The following is a 15,694-nucleotide window of genomic DNA, read 5'->3' as shown; positions in this document are numbered from 1 at the left end:
CCCTCACTCCTCGAAGGAGTGCGAACCGAACGGCTGTATCTCGCGGTCCAGACGCGCCTCGGCGAGGTACAGCGCCGCGTTCACCAGTCCGATGTGGCTGAACGCCTGCGGGTAGTTGCCGAGTAGTCGCCCCGTCTCGGCGTCTATCTCCTCGGAGAGCAGGCCGAGCGGTTCGGCGTACTCCAGCACGTTCTCGAACACCGCCTCGGCCTCCTCGACCCGCCCGGTGACCGCGAGGGCGTCGACGAGCCAGAACGAACAGAGCACGAACGCCCCCTCTTCGCCCGGAAGCGGGTCGGCGCCCCCTTTGTAGCGGAAGACGAGTCCCTCCTCGGTCGCCAGTTCCTCGCGTATCGTATCGACCGTCGAGACGGCCCGTTCGTCGTCGGCCGGGAGAAAGCCCGTCAGCGGGATGAGCAGTCCCGTGGCGTCGAGGGTGTCGTCGTCGTAGCGCTGGGTGAAACTGCCCAACTCCTCGTCGTAGCCGCGTTCGAGCACCGTCTCGTGAATCTCCTCTCGGACGGTCGACCAGCGGTCCTCGGCGGACGCGTAATCGAGTTCCTCGGCCATCCGAATCGCCCGGTCGAGGCCGACCCAGCACATCACCTTCGAGTAGACGAACTGGTGGTCGTCGCCGCGGACCTCCCAGATTCCCGACCCCGGTTCGTCCCACACCTCGCAGATGTGGTCCGCGATGTCGCTGACCGCCCGCCAGTCGTCCTCGCCTATCTCGCGGCCGTCCCACAGCAGTTGGTAGATGGCGAGGATCAACTCGCCGTAAACGTCGAGTTGCGTCTGGTCGGCCGCGTCGTTGCCCGCGCGGACGGGCGCGGAGTCGAGGTAGCCCGAGAGGTGCGAGAGGTCCTCCTCTTCGAGTTCCTCGCCTCTGTCCATCGCGTACAGCGGTTTGATATCGTCGGGGTGGAACTCCTTCGAGAGGTCGAGAAAGCGGTCCAAGTAGGCCTCCGCCTCCTCGTAGTGACCGAGGTGCGTCAGCGCGCGGACGGTGAACGCGCCGTCGCGTATCCACGAGTAGCGGTAGTCCCAGTTGCGCACGCCGCCGACGTCCTCCGGTAGCGACGTGGTCGGCGCGGCGCAGATACCGCTCGTGTCCCGCCGCATCAGCAGTTTCAGGACGAGACCGGAGCGGACCGCCACGTCGTGCGCCCGGCCGTCGAGGAGGCAGGTCTCGGTCGCGTCGCCGCAGGTGTGCGCCCACCCGCGCCAGTAGTCGACGGTGTCGGAGAGCAGGTCGTCGCAGGTGCCGCCCGCCAGCGGTTCGCGGTCCCCGTACTGGGCGACGTACCAGTGGGACTCGTTCGCGGAGAGCGGGTAGGTCGCCGTCGCCCGGTCGCCGCCGCCCTCGCCGTCCTCGACGCTCTCGACGGCGAGGTCGACCGGCGACGAGAGAAACAGCGACTCCCCGTCGGCCTCGGCGACGACGCCCCCGCCGGTCGACTCGACCCGCGTGTCGGCGCGGGCGTAGTCGAACCGGGGTTCGAACTCGACGCGCACGTCGACGCTACCCTCGGTGCAGGTCACCTTCCGGTAGACGGCGTCGGCGGGGTAGTCCTCGGCGTACCGCTCCCCCGACGCGAGCATGAAGTCGGTGACGGTCATCGTCCCCGACGCCGTCTCGAACGTCGTCTGGAGCACGTTCGTCCGGTCGAGGTATCGCTGCCGCGACTCGTGCTCCCGAACGGGCGCGACGGCGAACGTCCCGCCGCGGCCGGCGTCGAGGAGGGCGGCGAAGACGCTCGGAGAGTCGAGGTACGGAAAGCAACACCAGTCGATTGCGCCCTCGTCGCTCACGAGCGCACACGTCTCCAAGTTACCGACGATACCGTAGTCCGAAATCGGCGTGAACTCCTTCATGGCTGCGTGATGAGACCCCCGGTGACCGGCGTTTCCGGCCGTACCGTCGGTTCGGCGTCAGGTTCGGCGACGGGCGGATTAAACGCGTCGGCCACCACGATTTTAGTCGTCGCGGGCGCTCGTTGACACGTATTGCGGACGGGGAAGGCGCCCCCGAGCGCCTCCCTCGCCTCGTGTTCGCGGTAAATCACGGAGACGCGCGTGCGGCGGCGCCGAACGCGCGGACGGCGATGCACGACGACAGAGACACACACATGTCTGAGCAAGAACTCACACTCGGTATCGTCGGATTGGGAAAGATCGGCGGCAACCTCGCGCGGCAGGCCGTCGGAAAAGACATGCGCGTCGTCGGCCTCGACGCCGAGGACCGGCCCGAACTGGAAGAGATGGGCGTCGAAGTGCACGACGCCGGCGAGTACGAGACGCTGGCGGAGAAACTCGACCCGCCGCGCGTCGTCTACCTGTCGCTCCCCTCGGGCGAACTGATAGACGACCAACTCGACCAACTCGTCGACGAACTCGACGAGGGCGACGTCGTGATGGACGGCGGCAACTCCTTCTGGCGCGACTCCATCCGTCGCGAGGAACGCTGCTGGGACGAGGGCGTCTACTTCCTCGACACGGGCACCAGCGGCGGCCCGCCGCGCGCGAAGGAGGGCGCCTGCTTCATGGTCGGCGGCAAGGAGGAGGGCTTCGAGATAGCCGAACCCTACCTCGACACCCTCTCCGTGGAGGGCGGTCTCATCCACGTCGGCGAACCCGGCAGCGGCCACTTCGTCAAACTCGTCCACAACGGCATCGAGTTCGGGATGCTGCAGTCCATCGCGGAGGGCGTCGAACTCCTCGAAGCCGGGCAGTTCGACCTCGACGGCGAGATGGGCGACCTCTTCGAGACGTGGAACAACGGCGCGGTCATCGAGAGTTGGCTCGTCGAACTGATGTCGAAGGGGCTGAAGAACGAGGACCAGTTCTCCGACGCCCCCGAGAACTTCGAGGACGTGCCGAACTTCGTCGAGGACACCGGCGAGGTGAACTGGCTGGTGCAGGAGGCGTTCAAGGGCGAGACGCCGGTGCCCGTCATCACCCAGTCGGTCATCGAACTGTTCAAATCGCGCGGGAACCAGAAGCACGCCCCGCGCGCCGTCGCCCTGATGCGCCACGGCTTCGGCCTCCACCCGTTCGGCGAGGAGGAGAGCCTGATGGACGAACGCGTCACCGGCCGCGTCGACAACACCGCGCGAAGCGACATCCGACAGGAAGAGAGCGGCGAGGACACCCTGCGACCCGAGAAGCGCGAATCGTACGACGGCGACCCCAACTAGGAGGAGACACCAATGGCAAAACAGTTCGTCTACGACGAGAACGGCGAAGAGATCAGCGCGTGGGCCGAGTCGACCGACGAGGCGGTCGAAGCGGCGCGAGAGAAACTGGAGAGCGCGGACGTCGAACTCGACGACGGGGAGATACGCGAGCGAATCCGCGTCGTCCCCTCGCCGACGCGCATCAAGAGCAGCCCCGAGGACGTGCTGATGGACAAGCGCCGCCGCGGCGGCATCGAGGCCGCAGAGATGGTCGAGTCCGGCATGGACGTCGGCCTCGGCACCGGCAGCACGACGGCGTGGGCCATCGCCGCCATCGGCTGGAAACTCGAATCGGGCGAGTTGGAGGATATCCGCGGCGTCGCCACCTCCCTCCAGAGTCACGACCTGGCGCGCGAACTCGACATCCCCCTGACGGACGTCGACGAGTTCGAGTCGCTGGACGTCGCCATCGACGGCGCCGACCAGTGGGACCCCGAGAACCCCCACGTCGTGAAGGGCGGCGGCGCCTCGCACGCCCGCGAGAAACTCATCGACGAGATGGCCGACCGCCTCGTCATCGCCACCGACGACGAGAAGCAGTCGACGCCGCTGTCGTACGAGGTTCCGCTGTCGGTGCTGCCCGAGTCGCGCAACGTGGCGCAGTCGTGGGTGAAAGAGCAGGGCGGCGACCCGCAACTGCGCTACGCCGAGAAGAAGGACGGACCGCTGTTCACGGCGAACGGGAACCTCATCGTCGACTGCGACTTCGGCGAGATAGACGACATCGAGGGCCGCGCGGCCGACCTCGCCCGCATCCCGGGCGCCCAAGAGCACGGCCTGTTCGTGGACATGGTCGACGACGTGATATACGGCACCGACGACGACGTCGAACACGTCGAGTTCTGAGCGGCGCGGAGCGGCGAGACGAAACGGCTGAAGAACGCCCGGCGACCTGTTTTACTGCCTGTCCGCGTCCGTCCGTCGCTCGCCGGCCTCCTCGGCGGCGGCGAACACGTCCACCATCCACGCGTTGAGGTCCTCGTCGTGGACGCCCTCGCGGAGCGCCGACATCCGTTCGCGACGCTCTTCGGCGTCCATCGTCATCGCCTCCTCGATGGTCCGGGCGAACCGCTCGGTGTCGTGCGGGTTGACGACCAGCGAGTGCTCGCCGAGTTGCTCGTAGGCGCCCGTCTGGTCGGAGAGGACGAGGACGCCGTCGTCGTCCACCTGCGAGGCGACGTACTCCTTGGCGACGAGGTTCATCCCGTCGCGGAGGGCGCTGACGAGCATCACGTCGCTGTAGCGGTACAGCGCGTTGAGTTCGTCGCTCTCGAGCCAGTCGTCGATGTAGACGACGGGCGTCCACTCGTCGGTTCCGAAGCGCTCGTTGATGCGCTCGACGGCCTCGTCGACGTTCGTCTGGAGGTTCTGGTACTCGGGGATGAGCGACCGCGACTCGTCGGCCTTCTGGACGTAGGTGAGTTCGCCCTGTCGCTCCGGGCGCCCCTTCCAGAACTGTTCGAGCGCCTTCAGTCGCTCGACGATGCCCTTCGTGTAGTCGAGTCGGTCGACGCCGAGGGCGACTTTCGACTCCTCGGGGATGCCGCGGTCGCGCTTGAACGCCCGCCAGGACTCCTCGTCGGCCGAAGAGGCGGACTCCGCGATGCCGTCGGCGTCGACGCCGAGGGGGAACGCCCGGACGTAGGTGGTGTGGCCCTCGTACTGGACGCGGTTGTCGTCGTAGTCGACGAAGGCGTCCTCGAACGCCTGGTCGACGCAGTCGAGGAAGTTCTGGCAGTAGCGCTCGACGTGGAAGCCGAGCACGTCGTTCGCCAGCAGGCCGTCCAAGAGGTCGTCGGCCTGCGGGCAGGCGCGGAACGTGTCCCACCCGGGCCACGTGATGTGCCAGAAGTGGGTCAGGAGGGCGTCGGGGGCCTCCTCGCGGACCATCCGGGGCGCCAGCGCGAAGTGGTAGTCCTGGAACCAGACCACCGAGTCCTCGTCGATGGCGTCGACGACGGCGTCGGCGAAGCGGCCGTTCACCTGTTGGTAGCGCCGCCAGTGGCGGTTGGCGTACTCCGTCTTCCAGATGCCGCCGTGGCTCAGGGGCCACAGCACGCGGTTGCTGTAGCCGTAGTAGTAGGCCTCCACCTCGTCGTCGGAGAGCCAGATGCGCTTGAGGTCGTAGGACTCCTCCTCGGGCGGCATCCGGACGACGTCGTCCTCGCCGGTCACCTCGCGGTCGGCCTCGCCGTCTCCCCACGCGATCCACGTCCCGTGGACGCGTTGCATGACGGGGTCGAGACCGGCCGTGAGACCGCCGGCGGGTTCGTCGACGACGACGTTCCCCTCGTCGTCGTACTCGTGGGAGTAGGGCTGGCGGTTCGAGACCACGACGAGGTCGCCGGGGACCGAGGGGGTCTCCTCGTCGCCGTCGCCGTTCGGGGCGTCGGTCGAATCGTCGGCGCCTGTCATCGGGGAACCACTCCGCGAGCGTCGCTCGACGTCATACGGTGGTCACCGTGTTCGTCAGCGTACCGACGTTCTCGATGGCTATCTCGACGTGGTCGCCCTCCCGGAGGGTGAACTCCGCGGGCGGGACGATGGAGGTGCCGGTGAGGAGCACCGAGAGTTCGGGCGTCTCGTCGTGGCGGTTGCGGTAGGAGACGAGTTCCTCGCAGGTCCGCGCCATCAGGGAGGTATCGGTCTCCCCCTCGAACGCCGTCTCGCCGTCGCGCGAGATGGTCATCGACATCTCCAGGTCGTGCGGGTCCGCGACCGTCTCCGGGGAGGCGACGCAGGGACCGACGGCGCAGCACCGCTCGAACACCTTCGCCTGCGGGAGGTACAGCGGATTCTGGCCTTCGAGGTCGCGGCTGCTCACGTCGTCGCCGACGGTGTAGCCGACGATATCCCCCTCGTAGAGGACGACTCCGAGTTCGGGTTCGGGCACGTCCCACTCGGAGTCCTCGCGGACGCCGATTTCGTCGTCGGGGCCGACGGTCCGCGAGGGCGTCGCCTTGAAGAACAGTTCGGGGCGCTCGCTCTCGAACACCTGCTGGTACATCTCCGGGCGGCCGCTCTCGTCCTCGCGGGCGTCGCCGCTGACCTCGTAGGTGACGCCGGCGGCCCACACCTCGTCCGGGACGACCGGACGGACCGCTCCCGACTCGACGTCGTCTTCGCCGACGACGGGGGCGTCGTCGAGGAGGGCCTCGGCCACGTCGTCGACGCCGCGGTCCGTCGTCGAGGCGACCATCGCGAGGTCGCGGAACGACGAGAGGGCCGGGCGCGCCGACGAGAGATCGTAGGCTGTCCGGCCGTCGCGGGCGACGAGGCGGGGGTCGTCGGAGCCGATCCGAACGCGGAAGTATCGCATCGACTGCCGATACGCGACGACGCCACTAATTTCTCGTGGCAGTCGGCGTGGAATTTCCGAAGATCGGACGCGGCCGTAAGAGGCGTAAGTCGAGCGCTCGAACGTCTCGGTGATGCCTGAGACGTACCAGAACTACATCGACGGGGAGTGGCGAGACTCGGAGACCGGCGAGACGTTCGACGTAAAGAACCCGGCCGACACCTCGGAGGTCGTCGGGTCGTTCCAGCGGTCCAGCGAGGCGGACACGAACGGCGCTATCGACGCCGCCGCCTCCGCCGAGGACGAGTGGGCCGACACGCCCGCCGCCACGCGCGGGGAGTTCCTCCGCGAGACGGCGAAGCGGATGGACGCCCGCGAGGAAGAACTCACCGAGACGCTCGTCCGCGAGGAGGGGAAACTCCGCGGCGAGGCCAACGGCGAGGTCAACCGCGCCATAGACATCTTCTACTACTACGCCGAACGCGCCCTCGACTACGCCGGCGAGCGGAAGAAGGGCGCGGCGGACCAGAACCTGTACTACGTGCGCGAACCGATGGGCGTCGCCGGCCTCATCGTCCCGTGGAACTACCCCATCGCCATCCCCTGCTGGAAGATGGCCCCCGCGCTGGCGACCGGTAACACGCTCGTCATCAAGCCCTCGAAGGAGGCGCCGAACGTCCTGCGCGCGGTGTTCGAGTGCATGGACGAGGCCGCCGACGAGGTGGACGTCCCCGACGGGGTCTTCAACTTCGTCAGCGGCGGCGGCGAGGAGGTCGGACAGGCCATCCTGGACCACGAGGAGGTCGACACCGTCTCGTTCACCGGCAGCCGACAGGTCGGCGAGATGATCTACGAGCAGGCGACGGAGGACCACAAGCGCGTCCAGACCGAACTCGGCAGCAAGAACCCCACCGTCGTCTCTCCGAGCGCCGACGTGCAGGAGGCCGCAGAGACGGTCGCGTCCGGCGCGTTCGGCGTCACCGGGCAGGCCTGCACCGCGACGGAACGCGCCATCGTCCACGACTCCCAGTACGAGGAGTTCGTCGAGGCCCTCGTCGAGGAGGCCGAGAGCGTCGAACCCGGCTTCGGTCTCGACGACGACTCGACGATGGGTCCGCACGTCAGCGAGAGCGAACTGGAGAGCACGCTGGAGTACGTCGAGAGAGGCAAGGAGGAGGGCGCGACGCTCGAATACGGCGGCGAGCGCCTCGACGGCGACGAGTACGACGACGGCTACTTCGTCCAGCCGACCGTCTTCACCGACGTCGACAACGACATGGACATCATGCAGGAGGAGGTGTTCGGCCCGTTCGTCGGCGTCACCACCTACAGCGACTTCGAGGAGGCCGTCGAACTCGTCAACGACGTCGAGTTCGGCCTCTCGGCCGGCATCGTCACCGACGACCACACGGAGGCGAACCGCTTCATCGACGAGGTGGACTTCGGCGTCGTCAAGGTGAACGAGGCGACCACCGGCCTCGAACTGCACGTCCCGTTCGGCGGGATGAACGCCTCCTCCTCGGAGACCTACCGCGAACAGGGCGAGGAGGGGATGGACTTCTTCACCATCATCAAGACCGTCTACGAGGACTACTGAGCGCGTAACTCGCTCGGTTCGCTCCATTTTCTTTCGCCCGGCTCAGAGAACCGAGACTCCGATACGCGACGACGAACCGATGACCGCCGCGGGCGGGACTGAAAGGGGCCGGCGTCTGGGCGAACCCCGGCGAAGCAAGCACCGAGCGAGTGAAACGAGCGAGACGCGCAGCGAGCCGCGGGAGTCCAGACGCCGGGGGCTTTCGAGGTAGTGTCAGCGTCCGTCTCGACTTCTCTCGCAGAAAAAGCTCCGTCTACGACTCTCTAAAACCGCTCAGATAGCCGTCCAGCCGCCGTCGACGTACACGAGGTCGCCCGTGATGTAGGAGGCGTCCTCGCTGGCGAGGAACAGCGTCGCCCCCGCGCAATCCTCGGGGTGACCGGCGCGCTGGAGCGGAATCGGTTTGATGAACTCCCCCTCTTCGTCGCCCGCGGCGTCCTGCGCCTCTTGGCTCCAGCCCTCGGTGAACTCGGTGGCTATCTGCCCCGGCGCGATGGCGTTGACGCGGATGTCGTAGTCGGAGAGTTCCAGCGCCGTCCCGCGCGTTATCATCTTTATCGCCCCTTTCGTCGCGTCGTACTGCACCTGGCCGTACTGGGCGACTTCGGAACTGATGGACGCCGTGTTGACGATACAGCCGGGGTCGTCGCGGTCTATCATGTCCTTCGCGGCCGCCTGCGTCCCGAAGTAGTAGCCGCGGACGTTCGTGTCCTGCAGTTTGTCGAAGTCCTCCTGTTCCACGTCGAGGAACGGTTCGCTGTGCTGGCGGGCGGCGTTGTTCACCATCACGTCGACGCCGCCGTACTCGCGGGCCGCCTCGACGACGGATTCGAGTTGGGCGGGGTCGGAGACGTCCGTCTCGGCGTACTCGGCGGTCCCCCCCGATTCCTCGATTTTGTCGTGGGTCGGCGTGTCCTCGCCTTCCCGTTTCGGGTCCTCTTGGATGTCGGCGTTGATGACCGTCGCGCCCGCCTCGCCGAACCGGAGCGCGATGGCTCGACCGATGCCGGCGGAGGCGCCGGTGACGATGACCGTCTCGTCGCTAAAGTCGAAACTAGCGCTTCCCATGCGTTCGTGTGCGCCCGTTTTCGTGTTAAGTCTACTCGCCGACGCTGTATCGGTCGAGGGCGACAGCGTCACCGAGTCACGCGTTCGTGGACGACGCCGCTGACGATTCCGACCGGAATCGTCAACCAGCACGTGGTAGCCACGGCGACGAACCCGATGAGCGCCACGAACCCCACCGCTTCGAGAATCTGGTCGAACCGCCCTTCGAGAACCACGACGGCGGCGTAGAACGCGAACAGGGCGCCCAACGCGAGGAGATACGTTCCCACGGTCGAGAGGAGGCCGGCCACCGCACCGAAGTGCGGGACGTCGGCGGGGAGGGCGCGCCAGACGAGGACCGCGGCGGCGAACGACGTCGGGACGACGAGCGGAAGCGCCAGCAGCGACATCGTACCGAGGAACTCCCAGTCGGACCCGACCGGCGACCCGATGCCGTGCATCCCCCACGAGACGGCCGCGAACAGCAGCGTGGCCCCCGTCGCGGCGGACGCGAGCGCGTACCCCGCACCGACGTCGCGGCGGTCGGCCCTCGGTAACCGACCCGGACCGTACCGTTTACACGTCGTTCCGAGGGCGGTGAGAAAGCCGGCGGATTCCATAGCGCAGGTTCAGTTCGAGTGACAATATAGTTTCCCACCCCGGTCCGTCGCTACTGTCACAAAAACCGCCCGAGGAAGAGAGAAAGCGTCGTTTCTACCGGTTCTCGGCGGCTACCGCTCGCCCTCGCGGATGTCCTTCGGCCGAATTACGCCGGGTTCGCCGACTTCGATGCGGTCCCCGACGCGGATTATCTCCAAGGTGCGCGGGTACTCGTAGGAGGCGAGGTGTTCGTGCAGCGACTTCGGGTCGTGGCCGACACCGCGCCAGAGGTCCCAGTGGGTGGGGAGCAGTCGGTCGAGTTCGAGTTGGTTCGCCGCCTCGGCCATCTGCGCGCCGTCGTTGTACCACTCCGTGGGATACGTCTCCGCGGGGTCGTCCTCGGTGTGGTGGATGTTACCGACGGTGCCGTAAGCGAACACGCCCGCGTCGATGTCGAACTCCTCGGCGATGTCTTCGAAAGCCTCGGCGGGACGGGAGTCGCCGGCGGCGAAGAACGTCTTCCCGCCGGATTCGACGACCATCGTCACCGGTTCCTCGGCGTCGGGGTCGTTCGCGCCGCGAACGTGGACGTCGATGTCGCCGAACGTCAGGTCGTCGCCGGGTTCGATGACGTTCTTGTGTTCCTCGGGGACCTGCAAGTCGCCCTCGTAGTCGGGGTTCTCGTAGGACGCCTCCGGGGCGTACACGTCCGCGTCGAGGTTCTCCACGAGGGGGGCGTACGACGGCGGGTGCATGTGGTCGATGTGTTCGTGGGTGACGAGAACGGCGTCGCACATCTCGGCCGCCTCGGGGTCGACGGGAACGGAAACCATCCGTATCGTCCGCGGCGGCGACCCGTCGCCGAAGTACGGGTCGAGGTAGAGCGTCGTCTCCTCGGTGCGGAAGACGAAGCCGTTGCCGCCGAGGTACCACGCCGAGAGGCCCTCGGGTTCGACCGCCTCGATTTCGTCGTTCACGAACCAATCGCCCCACATCGAGTGTACCATGCGCGGTCGTTCGTGACGGTTCCGGAAAAAAGAACTCGCCGAACGGGGCGGGAGAAGTTACAGTCCCTCGTACGTCCGGCCGCCGTTGGCGTTCGCTTCGATGTAGTCCCAGTCGTACTCGACGCCGAGGCCCGGGCCGTCCGGGACGCCGACCGTTCCCTCGTCGTCGATGGAGTCGAGTTCGTCCTCGTAGTCGCCCTTATACACGGGCGCGCCGGTGTTGTCGCAGTCCGGATGGACCAGGGCCATCTCGTAGTAGTTCGCGTTGCGCATCGCGGCGATGCAGTGGCGCTGGGCGGGGCCGGGCGAGTGAACCTCCACGTCGAGACCGTGGCCCTCCGCGATGTGCGCTATCTTCATCGCGCCGGTGATGCCCGCGTCGTACTCGGGGTCCGCGCGGACGAAGTCGGTGGCGTCGTTGTCGATGAAGTCGGTGTGCGCCTCGATGCCCCGGACGTGTTCGGTCTGGAGCAGGGGCGTCTGCAGTTTCTCGCGGAGTTTTCGGTGGGCGTGCTGGGAGACGCCGCCGTCGCGGTAGGGGTCCTCGTACCAGTAGAAGTTCTGCTCGTCGCAGGCGCGGCCGACGCGGACGGCGTCGGCGAACGTCTCGTACTCGCAGGCGGGGTCTATCATCAGGTCCATCTTCTCGCCGACGCGTTCGCCGACGGCGTGGACGGTGTCCACCTCGCGCTTGATGTCCCGTTGGTCGTCGCTGCCGCCCCAGCCGTGAATCTTGAACCCCTCGTAGCCCATCTCCAGGCACTCCTCGGCGAAGTCGGCGTACGCCTCCGGAGAGTCGAGGCCGCCGTTGTCGTCGGCGTGGTACGTCGAGGCGTAGGTCGGCAGGCGCGTCCGGTAGGTGCCGAGCAGTTCGTGGATGGGGGCGTCGTAGTGTTTCCCGGCGAGGTCCCAGAGGGCGATGTCGAGGGGGCCGATGCCCATCCGGTCGTACTTCCGCAGGGCGCGTTTCATCTCGCTCCAGTGTCGCTCCCGGCGGAGGGCGTTCTCGCCGACGAGGTGGTCGGCCACCTCGTGGACCTGCGCGAACGCGGGGGAGTTGCCGCCGACGAACTCGCCGGTGACCCCCTCGTCGGTCAGAATCTTGATGGCGAACAGCCGTCGTTCGGTCGTCGTGCCGGGTTCGTAGGCGAGGTTGTACCCGTCGTCCATCCCCACGTTCTCCAGCGGATAGCTGAACTCCGTCGTCTCGATTCGCGTTATCTCCGGTGCCATGCGTCGGTGTTCAGCGCCGTCCGTGAAAACACGGACGGTCGGCGAAGACGCCGCGGCGCGGCGGCCGCTACGCGACGAACGGACTCGCGAGACCCCCCGCCATCGCGCTTAAGACCGTGACGCGAGAGCCCTCGGACGAGCGAAGCCATGACACGAGTTGTTGTGCTCGGGTCTGGGTACGCCGGCAGCGCCGCGATTCGGAGCCTCCAGGAGGAACTGGACGAGGACGCCGACCTCGTCTGGGTGTCGGAGGACCCGTACCACCTGGTACTCCACGAAGTCCACCGCTGCATCCGGAAGCCCTCGGTCCGAGACCACGTGACTGTCCCAATCGAAGAGATAGCGGACGACGACACGGAGTTCGTGCAGGGCCGCGTCGCCGACGTCGACGTCGCGGACAGGGAAGTCGAACTCGACGACGGGACCACCCTCGACTACGACTACTGCGTCGTCTGCCTGGGGAGTCAGACCGCGTTCTACGGTATCGACGGCCTCGAAGAACACGCTCTGACGCTCAAGAGCCTCGGCGACGCCCTGAGCATCCACGAACGGATAAAGGGGGCCGCCGTCGCCGCCGACCGCACCGACCCGGCGAAGGTGGTCGTCGGCGGCGGCGGTCTGACGGGCATCCAGACGGCCGGCGAGGTGGCCGCCCTGCGCGACTGGACCGACTCGCACATCGACGTCCACCTCGTCGAACGGAGCGGCGAGGTGTTCCCCGGCCACGACCACGAGTTCCAGGGCGCCATCCAGAACAAACTGGAGCGTCACGACGTCGAGGTGGACACCGGGAAGGCGATGACCTCGGTGGGCGAGGACGAAATCGAGTTCGACGACGGCGACTCGATGGCGTACGACGTCCTCGTCTGGGCCGGCGGCGTCACCGGGCAGGACTCGATGGGGAGCGTCGACGTCGACAAGGACCACAACCGCGCGTACGCCGACTCGACGTTCAAGACGAGCGACGACCGCGTGTTCGCCATCGGCGACGCCGCCCTCGTGAACCAAGACGTCGAGGGCGGCCCGCACACCGAACACGACCTGTGGGAGCAGGTGGTCCACCCCGACGCCGACGCGTCGCCGCCGCCGACGGCCGAGGCGGCCATGGAGGAGGGGAAACACCTCGGGCAGAACGTCGCCCGCGAGGTGGACGGCCGCGAACTCGTCCACTGGTCGTACATCAACAAGGGAACGCTCGTCTCCGTCGCCGACGACGCCGTCGCGCACGGCGTCGTCGGGTCGCCGGTGAACACGTTCAGCGGCCGCCCCGCCGAGGTGCTCAAGAAGTTCATCTCCGCGCGGTGGCTGACGAAGGTCGGCGGGGTGCGGCGCGCCGTCGACGCCTGGGACGACATGTAGCGCGGGAGCGCACCGGCCCGAAACCGCCGTCGGTACCGGCGCTATCGCCCGCCGGCCGAAAGGAACGTAGTTGGGGCGGACGATTGCTTCGGCGTACTCATGGACGGGCTTCACCCCCCGAGTGACAAGGACGGGTTGCTCAGTTCGCCCCGCGAGGACGGCGGCTACGTGCTGACGACCGCGAACCAGTACCCTTCCAGCGCCGTCGACGAGGACTGGCGCGGCGCGCTCATCGAGGAGACGTCCGCGTTCCGCGCCGATATCGAGCAGTTCGGCGACTTCCACACGCTCCTGTGGGACGCCGACAGGGAGCAGACGCTCGACGTGCGCGAGGACGCCGCCGACAGCGACGTCGCCTACGAGTCGCCGCGCGTCCCCGAACTACATCTGGACAACGAGTTCGTCTTCGCGGACGGGGCGGAGGCGTCGCTCTCGCAGGACGTGGTCGTCTCCGTCGACCGGCCCGCGCTGCTCGTCCGGAACAGCGTCTCGTTCTCCGAGGCGGGCGAGCGGACGGTGTTCTCCGTGCTCAACTCCTCGATTCAGGACGGCGGCGAGGAGTCGGAGGCCGACGAGGCGTACGCGACCGCCGCCGAGGGCGAGGCCGGCGAGTACGAGTGCGTCGTCTCCCACGACGGCGAGCGCTACTTCGCCGTCGCCCTCCGCCGAGAAGAGACGGGACAGCGCTCCTTCGACGGCCGTCGCATGGGACTGCTCGGCGAGACGGAGGGAGATGAGAAGAGCGCGTGGCACGACATCTACCGGGAGAACGACGGCTACATCGACGCGAACGACGAGATGGCGGGCTCCCTCGACATCGGGTTCGGCCTCTACCTCGACGACGACGAGGCGGCGACGTGGACGACGGCCGCCGGCTTCGGCCGCAGCGAGTCGGACGCCCTCGACGCCCTGACCTCGACGCTGGACCGCGGCTACGAGGCCGAACGGGAGGCGTTCGCCGACGCGTGGGAGACGTGGCACGAGGGCGTCTCCGACGGCCCGACGGACGACGAGACGGCGAACGCGACGTACGAGCGGTCGCTGACGAGCCTCAAGTGCGCGCAGGACCCCAGCGGCGGCACCGTCGCCGGCGCGTTCGAACCCGACGACCAGGGCTACCGCTTCGTCTGGCCGCGCGACCAGGTGTTCATCGTCGCCGCGATGCTCGCCGGCGGCGCCGTCGAGGAGGCGCGTCGGGCGCTCTCGTGGCTCGACGACAAGCAGATAACCGACGACGTCGTCGACGACAGGGACATCGAACGAGAAGGGACGTGGTGGCAGAACTACCGCTCGGACGGCGAACCGAACTGGACGGCGCTCCAACTCGACCAGGTGGGAGGACCCATCTACGCCCACTGGTTGCTCTGGGAGGAGACCGGCGGCGACGAGGAAGTCCTCGACGAGCACTACGGGATGAGCAGGGCGGCCGCGGAGTTCCTCCTCGACTACGACAACGGCGACGGCTTCCCCGGGAAGTCCCAAGACCCCTGGGAGGAGGTGTGGGGTCACTCGACGGAGGGGAGCGCCGCGTCCATCGCCGGCCTGCGCGCGATGGCCGAACTGGCCGAGGCGCGCGGCGACGACGAGTTCGCCGCGGACTGCCGCGAGACGGCGGCGACGTGGGCCGAGAACTTCGACGGCTACTGCTTCCGCGAGGACGCCTACCTCGGCGACCACTACGTCACCGCCGACAGCCCCGAACGCGACGGCAACGTGGCCCCGGACGAACGGCCGGACGCGGCGGCGTTCATGGCGACGTGGCCGTGGAACGTCGTCGACGCCGGCAGCGAGACGATGCGGTCGACGGTGGAACTGGCGACGGACCCGGCGTGGTGCGCCGACGACGCCGCCTGCGTCGGCCGCTACCCCGAGGACGACTTCACCCCCTCCGGGAGCGTCGAGGACGGCGGCTGGCCCCTCTGCGAGGCGTTCGCGGACGCGGTTCGATGGCTCGACGGCGACGAGGCGGCCCTCCGGGAGTACGTCTTCGAGGACGCGCCGACGTGGACGTCCGCGACCGGTCTCCTGCCCGAACAGGTCCGCGGCGACGGCTCCGTGCGCTGGAACTGCAACCTCCAGTGGAGTCAGGCGATGTACGTCCTCCTCGCGGAGAGCCACGTGCGGGACGAGCCGTACGGGATGGCTCCGAGCGGAGACGCGGCCTGACCTGACGGCGGATATCTCGTGACAGTCCCTTAGTGGCTGTCGCCGTGTGGCTCGTCTTATACCATCGTCGGCGGCGACCGCAGGGGGCGAAACCAGGAGAATACCGCCGTCAGCCGGGTCGAATACGGTTACCTGTTTTAAGCCGGCGTCG

The 15,694-nt window shown here is 67.7% G+C and carries 12 protein-coding genes; 5 read left to right on the top strand and 7 right to left on the bottom strand.

All coding sequences use genetic code 11. The annotated features are described in order from the left end of the window. Nucleotides 1-3 precede the first annotated feature (3 nt). The gene (locus tag NDI79_RS06525) at nucleotides 4-1,875 is read right to left on the bottom strand and encodes a glycoside hydrolase family 15 protein (protein ID WP_310927674.1); all 1,872 of its coding nucleotides are present in this window, start codon (nucleotides 1,873-1,875) and stop codon (nucleotides 4-6) included. Between the two features lie 230 nt (nucleotides 1,876-2,105). Between NDI79_RS06525 and NDI79_RS06520 the strand changes: the two genes are divergently transcribed. Together NDI79_RS06520 and rpiA are read left to right on the top strand one after the other, a co-directional pair. Continuing rightward, entirely contained in the window at nucleotides 2,106-3,197 is a 1,092-nt protein-coding gene (locus NDI79_RS06520) for an NADP-dependent phosphogluconate dehydrogenase (RefSeq protein ID WP_310927673.1), read from the top strand. Between the two features lie 12 nt (nucleotides 3,198-3,209). Further along, on the top strand, nucleotides 3,210-4,082 hold the full coding sequence (gene rpiA, locus NDI79_RS06515; RefSeq protein ID WP_310927672.1) for a ribose 5-phosphate isomerase A: 873 nt from the start codon (nucleotides 3,210-3,212) through the stop codon (nucleotides 4,080-4,082). A gap of 51 nt (nucleotides 4,083-4,133) precedes the next feature. On the opposite strand, the gene NDI79_RS06510 is transcribed toward rpiA, so the two are convergent. Further along, nucleotides 4,134-5,651: an alpha,alpha-trehalose-phosphate synthase (UDP-forming) gene (locus tag NDI79_RS06510; protein ID WP_310927671.1), complete on the bottom strand. Its 1,518-nt coding sequence runs from the start codon at nucleotides 5,649-5,651 to the stop codon at nucleotides 4,134-4,136. A 31-nt stretch (nucleotides 5,652-5,682) separates the two neighbouring features. Next, nucleotides 5,683-6,555 carry a fumarylacetoacetate hydrolase family protein gene (locus NDI79_RS06505; RefSeq protein ID WP_310927670.1) on the bottom strand — a complete coding sequence of 291 codons (873 nt, stop codon included), beginning with the start codon at nucleotides 6,553-6,555 and terminating at the stop codon, nucleotides 5,683-5,685. 112 nt (nucleotides 6,556-6,667) lie between these two features. Here NDI79_RS06505 and xacF point away from each other — a divergent pair, with 112 nt between their 5' ends. Next, a complete protein-coding gene (xacF, locus tag NDI79_RS06500; protein WP_310927668.1) occupies nucleotides 6,668-8,131 on the top strand; it encodes a 2,5-dioxovalerate dehydrogenase in 1,464 nt (487 codons plus the stop codon). A gap of 273 nt (nucleotides 8,132-8,404) precedes the next feature. Here the strand turns inward: xacF and NDI79_RS06495 are convergent, their stop codons facing one another. From NDI79_RS06495 to NDI79_RS06480, 4 genes are all read right to left on the bottom strand, one after another. Then, nucleotides 8,405-9,199 (bottom strand): SDR family NAD(P)-dependent oxidoreductase, encoded by a 795-nt coding sequence (locus NDI79_RS06495; protein WP_310927667.1) that lies wholly within the window; start codon nucleotides 9,197-9,199, stop codon nucleotides 8,405-8,407. A gap of 68 nt (nucleotides 9,200-9,267) precedes the next feature. Next, nucleotides 9,268-9,798, bottom strand: a complete 531-nt coding sequence (locus tag NDI79_RS06490) for a hypothetical protein (protein WP_310927666.1) — start codon at nucleotides 9,796-9,798, stop codon at nucleotides 9,268-9,270. A 111-nt stretch (nucleotides 9,799-9,909) separates the two neighbouring features. After that, nucleotides 9,910-10,785, bottom strand: coding sequence for an MBL fold metallo-hydrolase (locus NDI79_RS06485; RefSeq protein ID WP_310927665.1), 876 nt, complete (start codon nucleotides 10,783-10,785; stop codon nucleotides 9,910-9,912). 57 nt (nucleotides 10,786-10,842) lie between these two features. After that, on the bottom strand, nucleotides 10,843-12,018 hold the full coding sequence (locus NDI79_RS06480) for an enolase C-terminal domain-like protein (protein WP_310927664.1): 1,176 nt from the start codon (nucleotides 12,016-12,018) through the stop codon (nucleotides 10,843-10,845). Between the two features lie 147 nt (nucleotides 12,019-12,165). Between NDI79_RS06480 and NDI79_RS06475 the strand changes: the two genes are divergently transcribed. Then, nucleotides 12,166-13,377 carry an NAD(P)/FAD-dependent oxidoreductase gene (locus NDI79_RS06475; protein WP_310927663.1) on the top strand — a complete coding sequence of 404 codons (1,212 nt, stop codon included), beginning with the start codon at nucleotides 12,166-12,168 and terminating at the stop codon, nucleotides 13,375-13,377. A gap of 99 nt (nucleotides 13,378-13,476) precedes the next feature. After that, nucleotides 13,477-15,543, top strand: coding sequence for a glycoside hydrolase family 15 protein (locus NDI79_RS06470; protein WP_310927662.1), 2,067 nt, complete (start codon nucleotides 13,477-13,479; stop codon nucleotides 15,541-15,543). The last annotated feature ends 151 nt before the right edge of the window (nucleotides 15,544-15,694 follow it).

The organism is Halogeometricum sp. S3BR5-2 (assembly GCF_031624635.1).
In the GTDB taxonomy this organism is placed as follows: Archaea; Halobacteriota; Halobacteria; order Halobacteriales; family Haloferacaceae; genus Halogeometricum; species Halogeometricum luteum.
The sequence above is the reverse complement of the archived record's forward strand: the minus strand, read 5'-3'. Positions and strand labels throughout refer to the sequence as shown.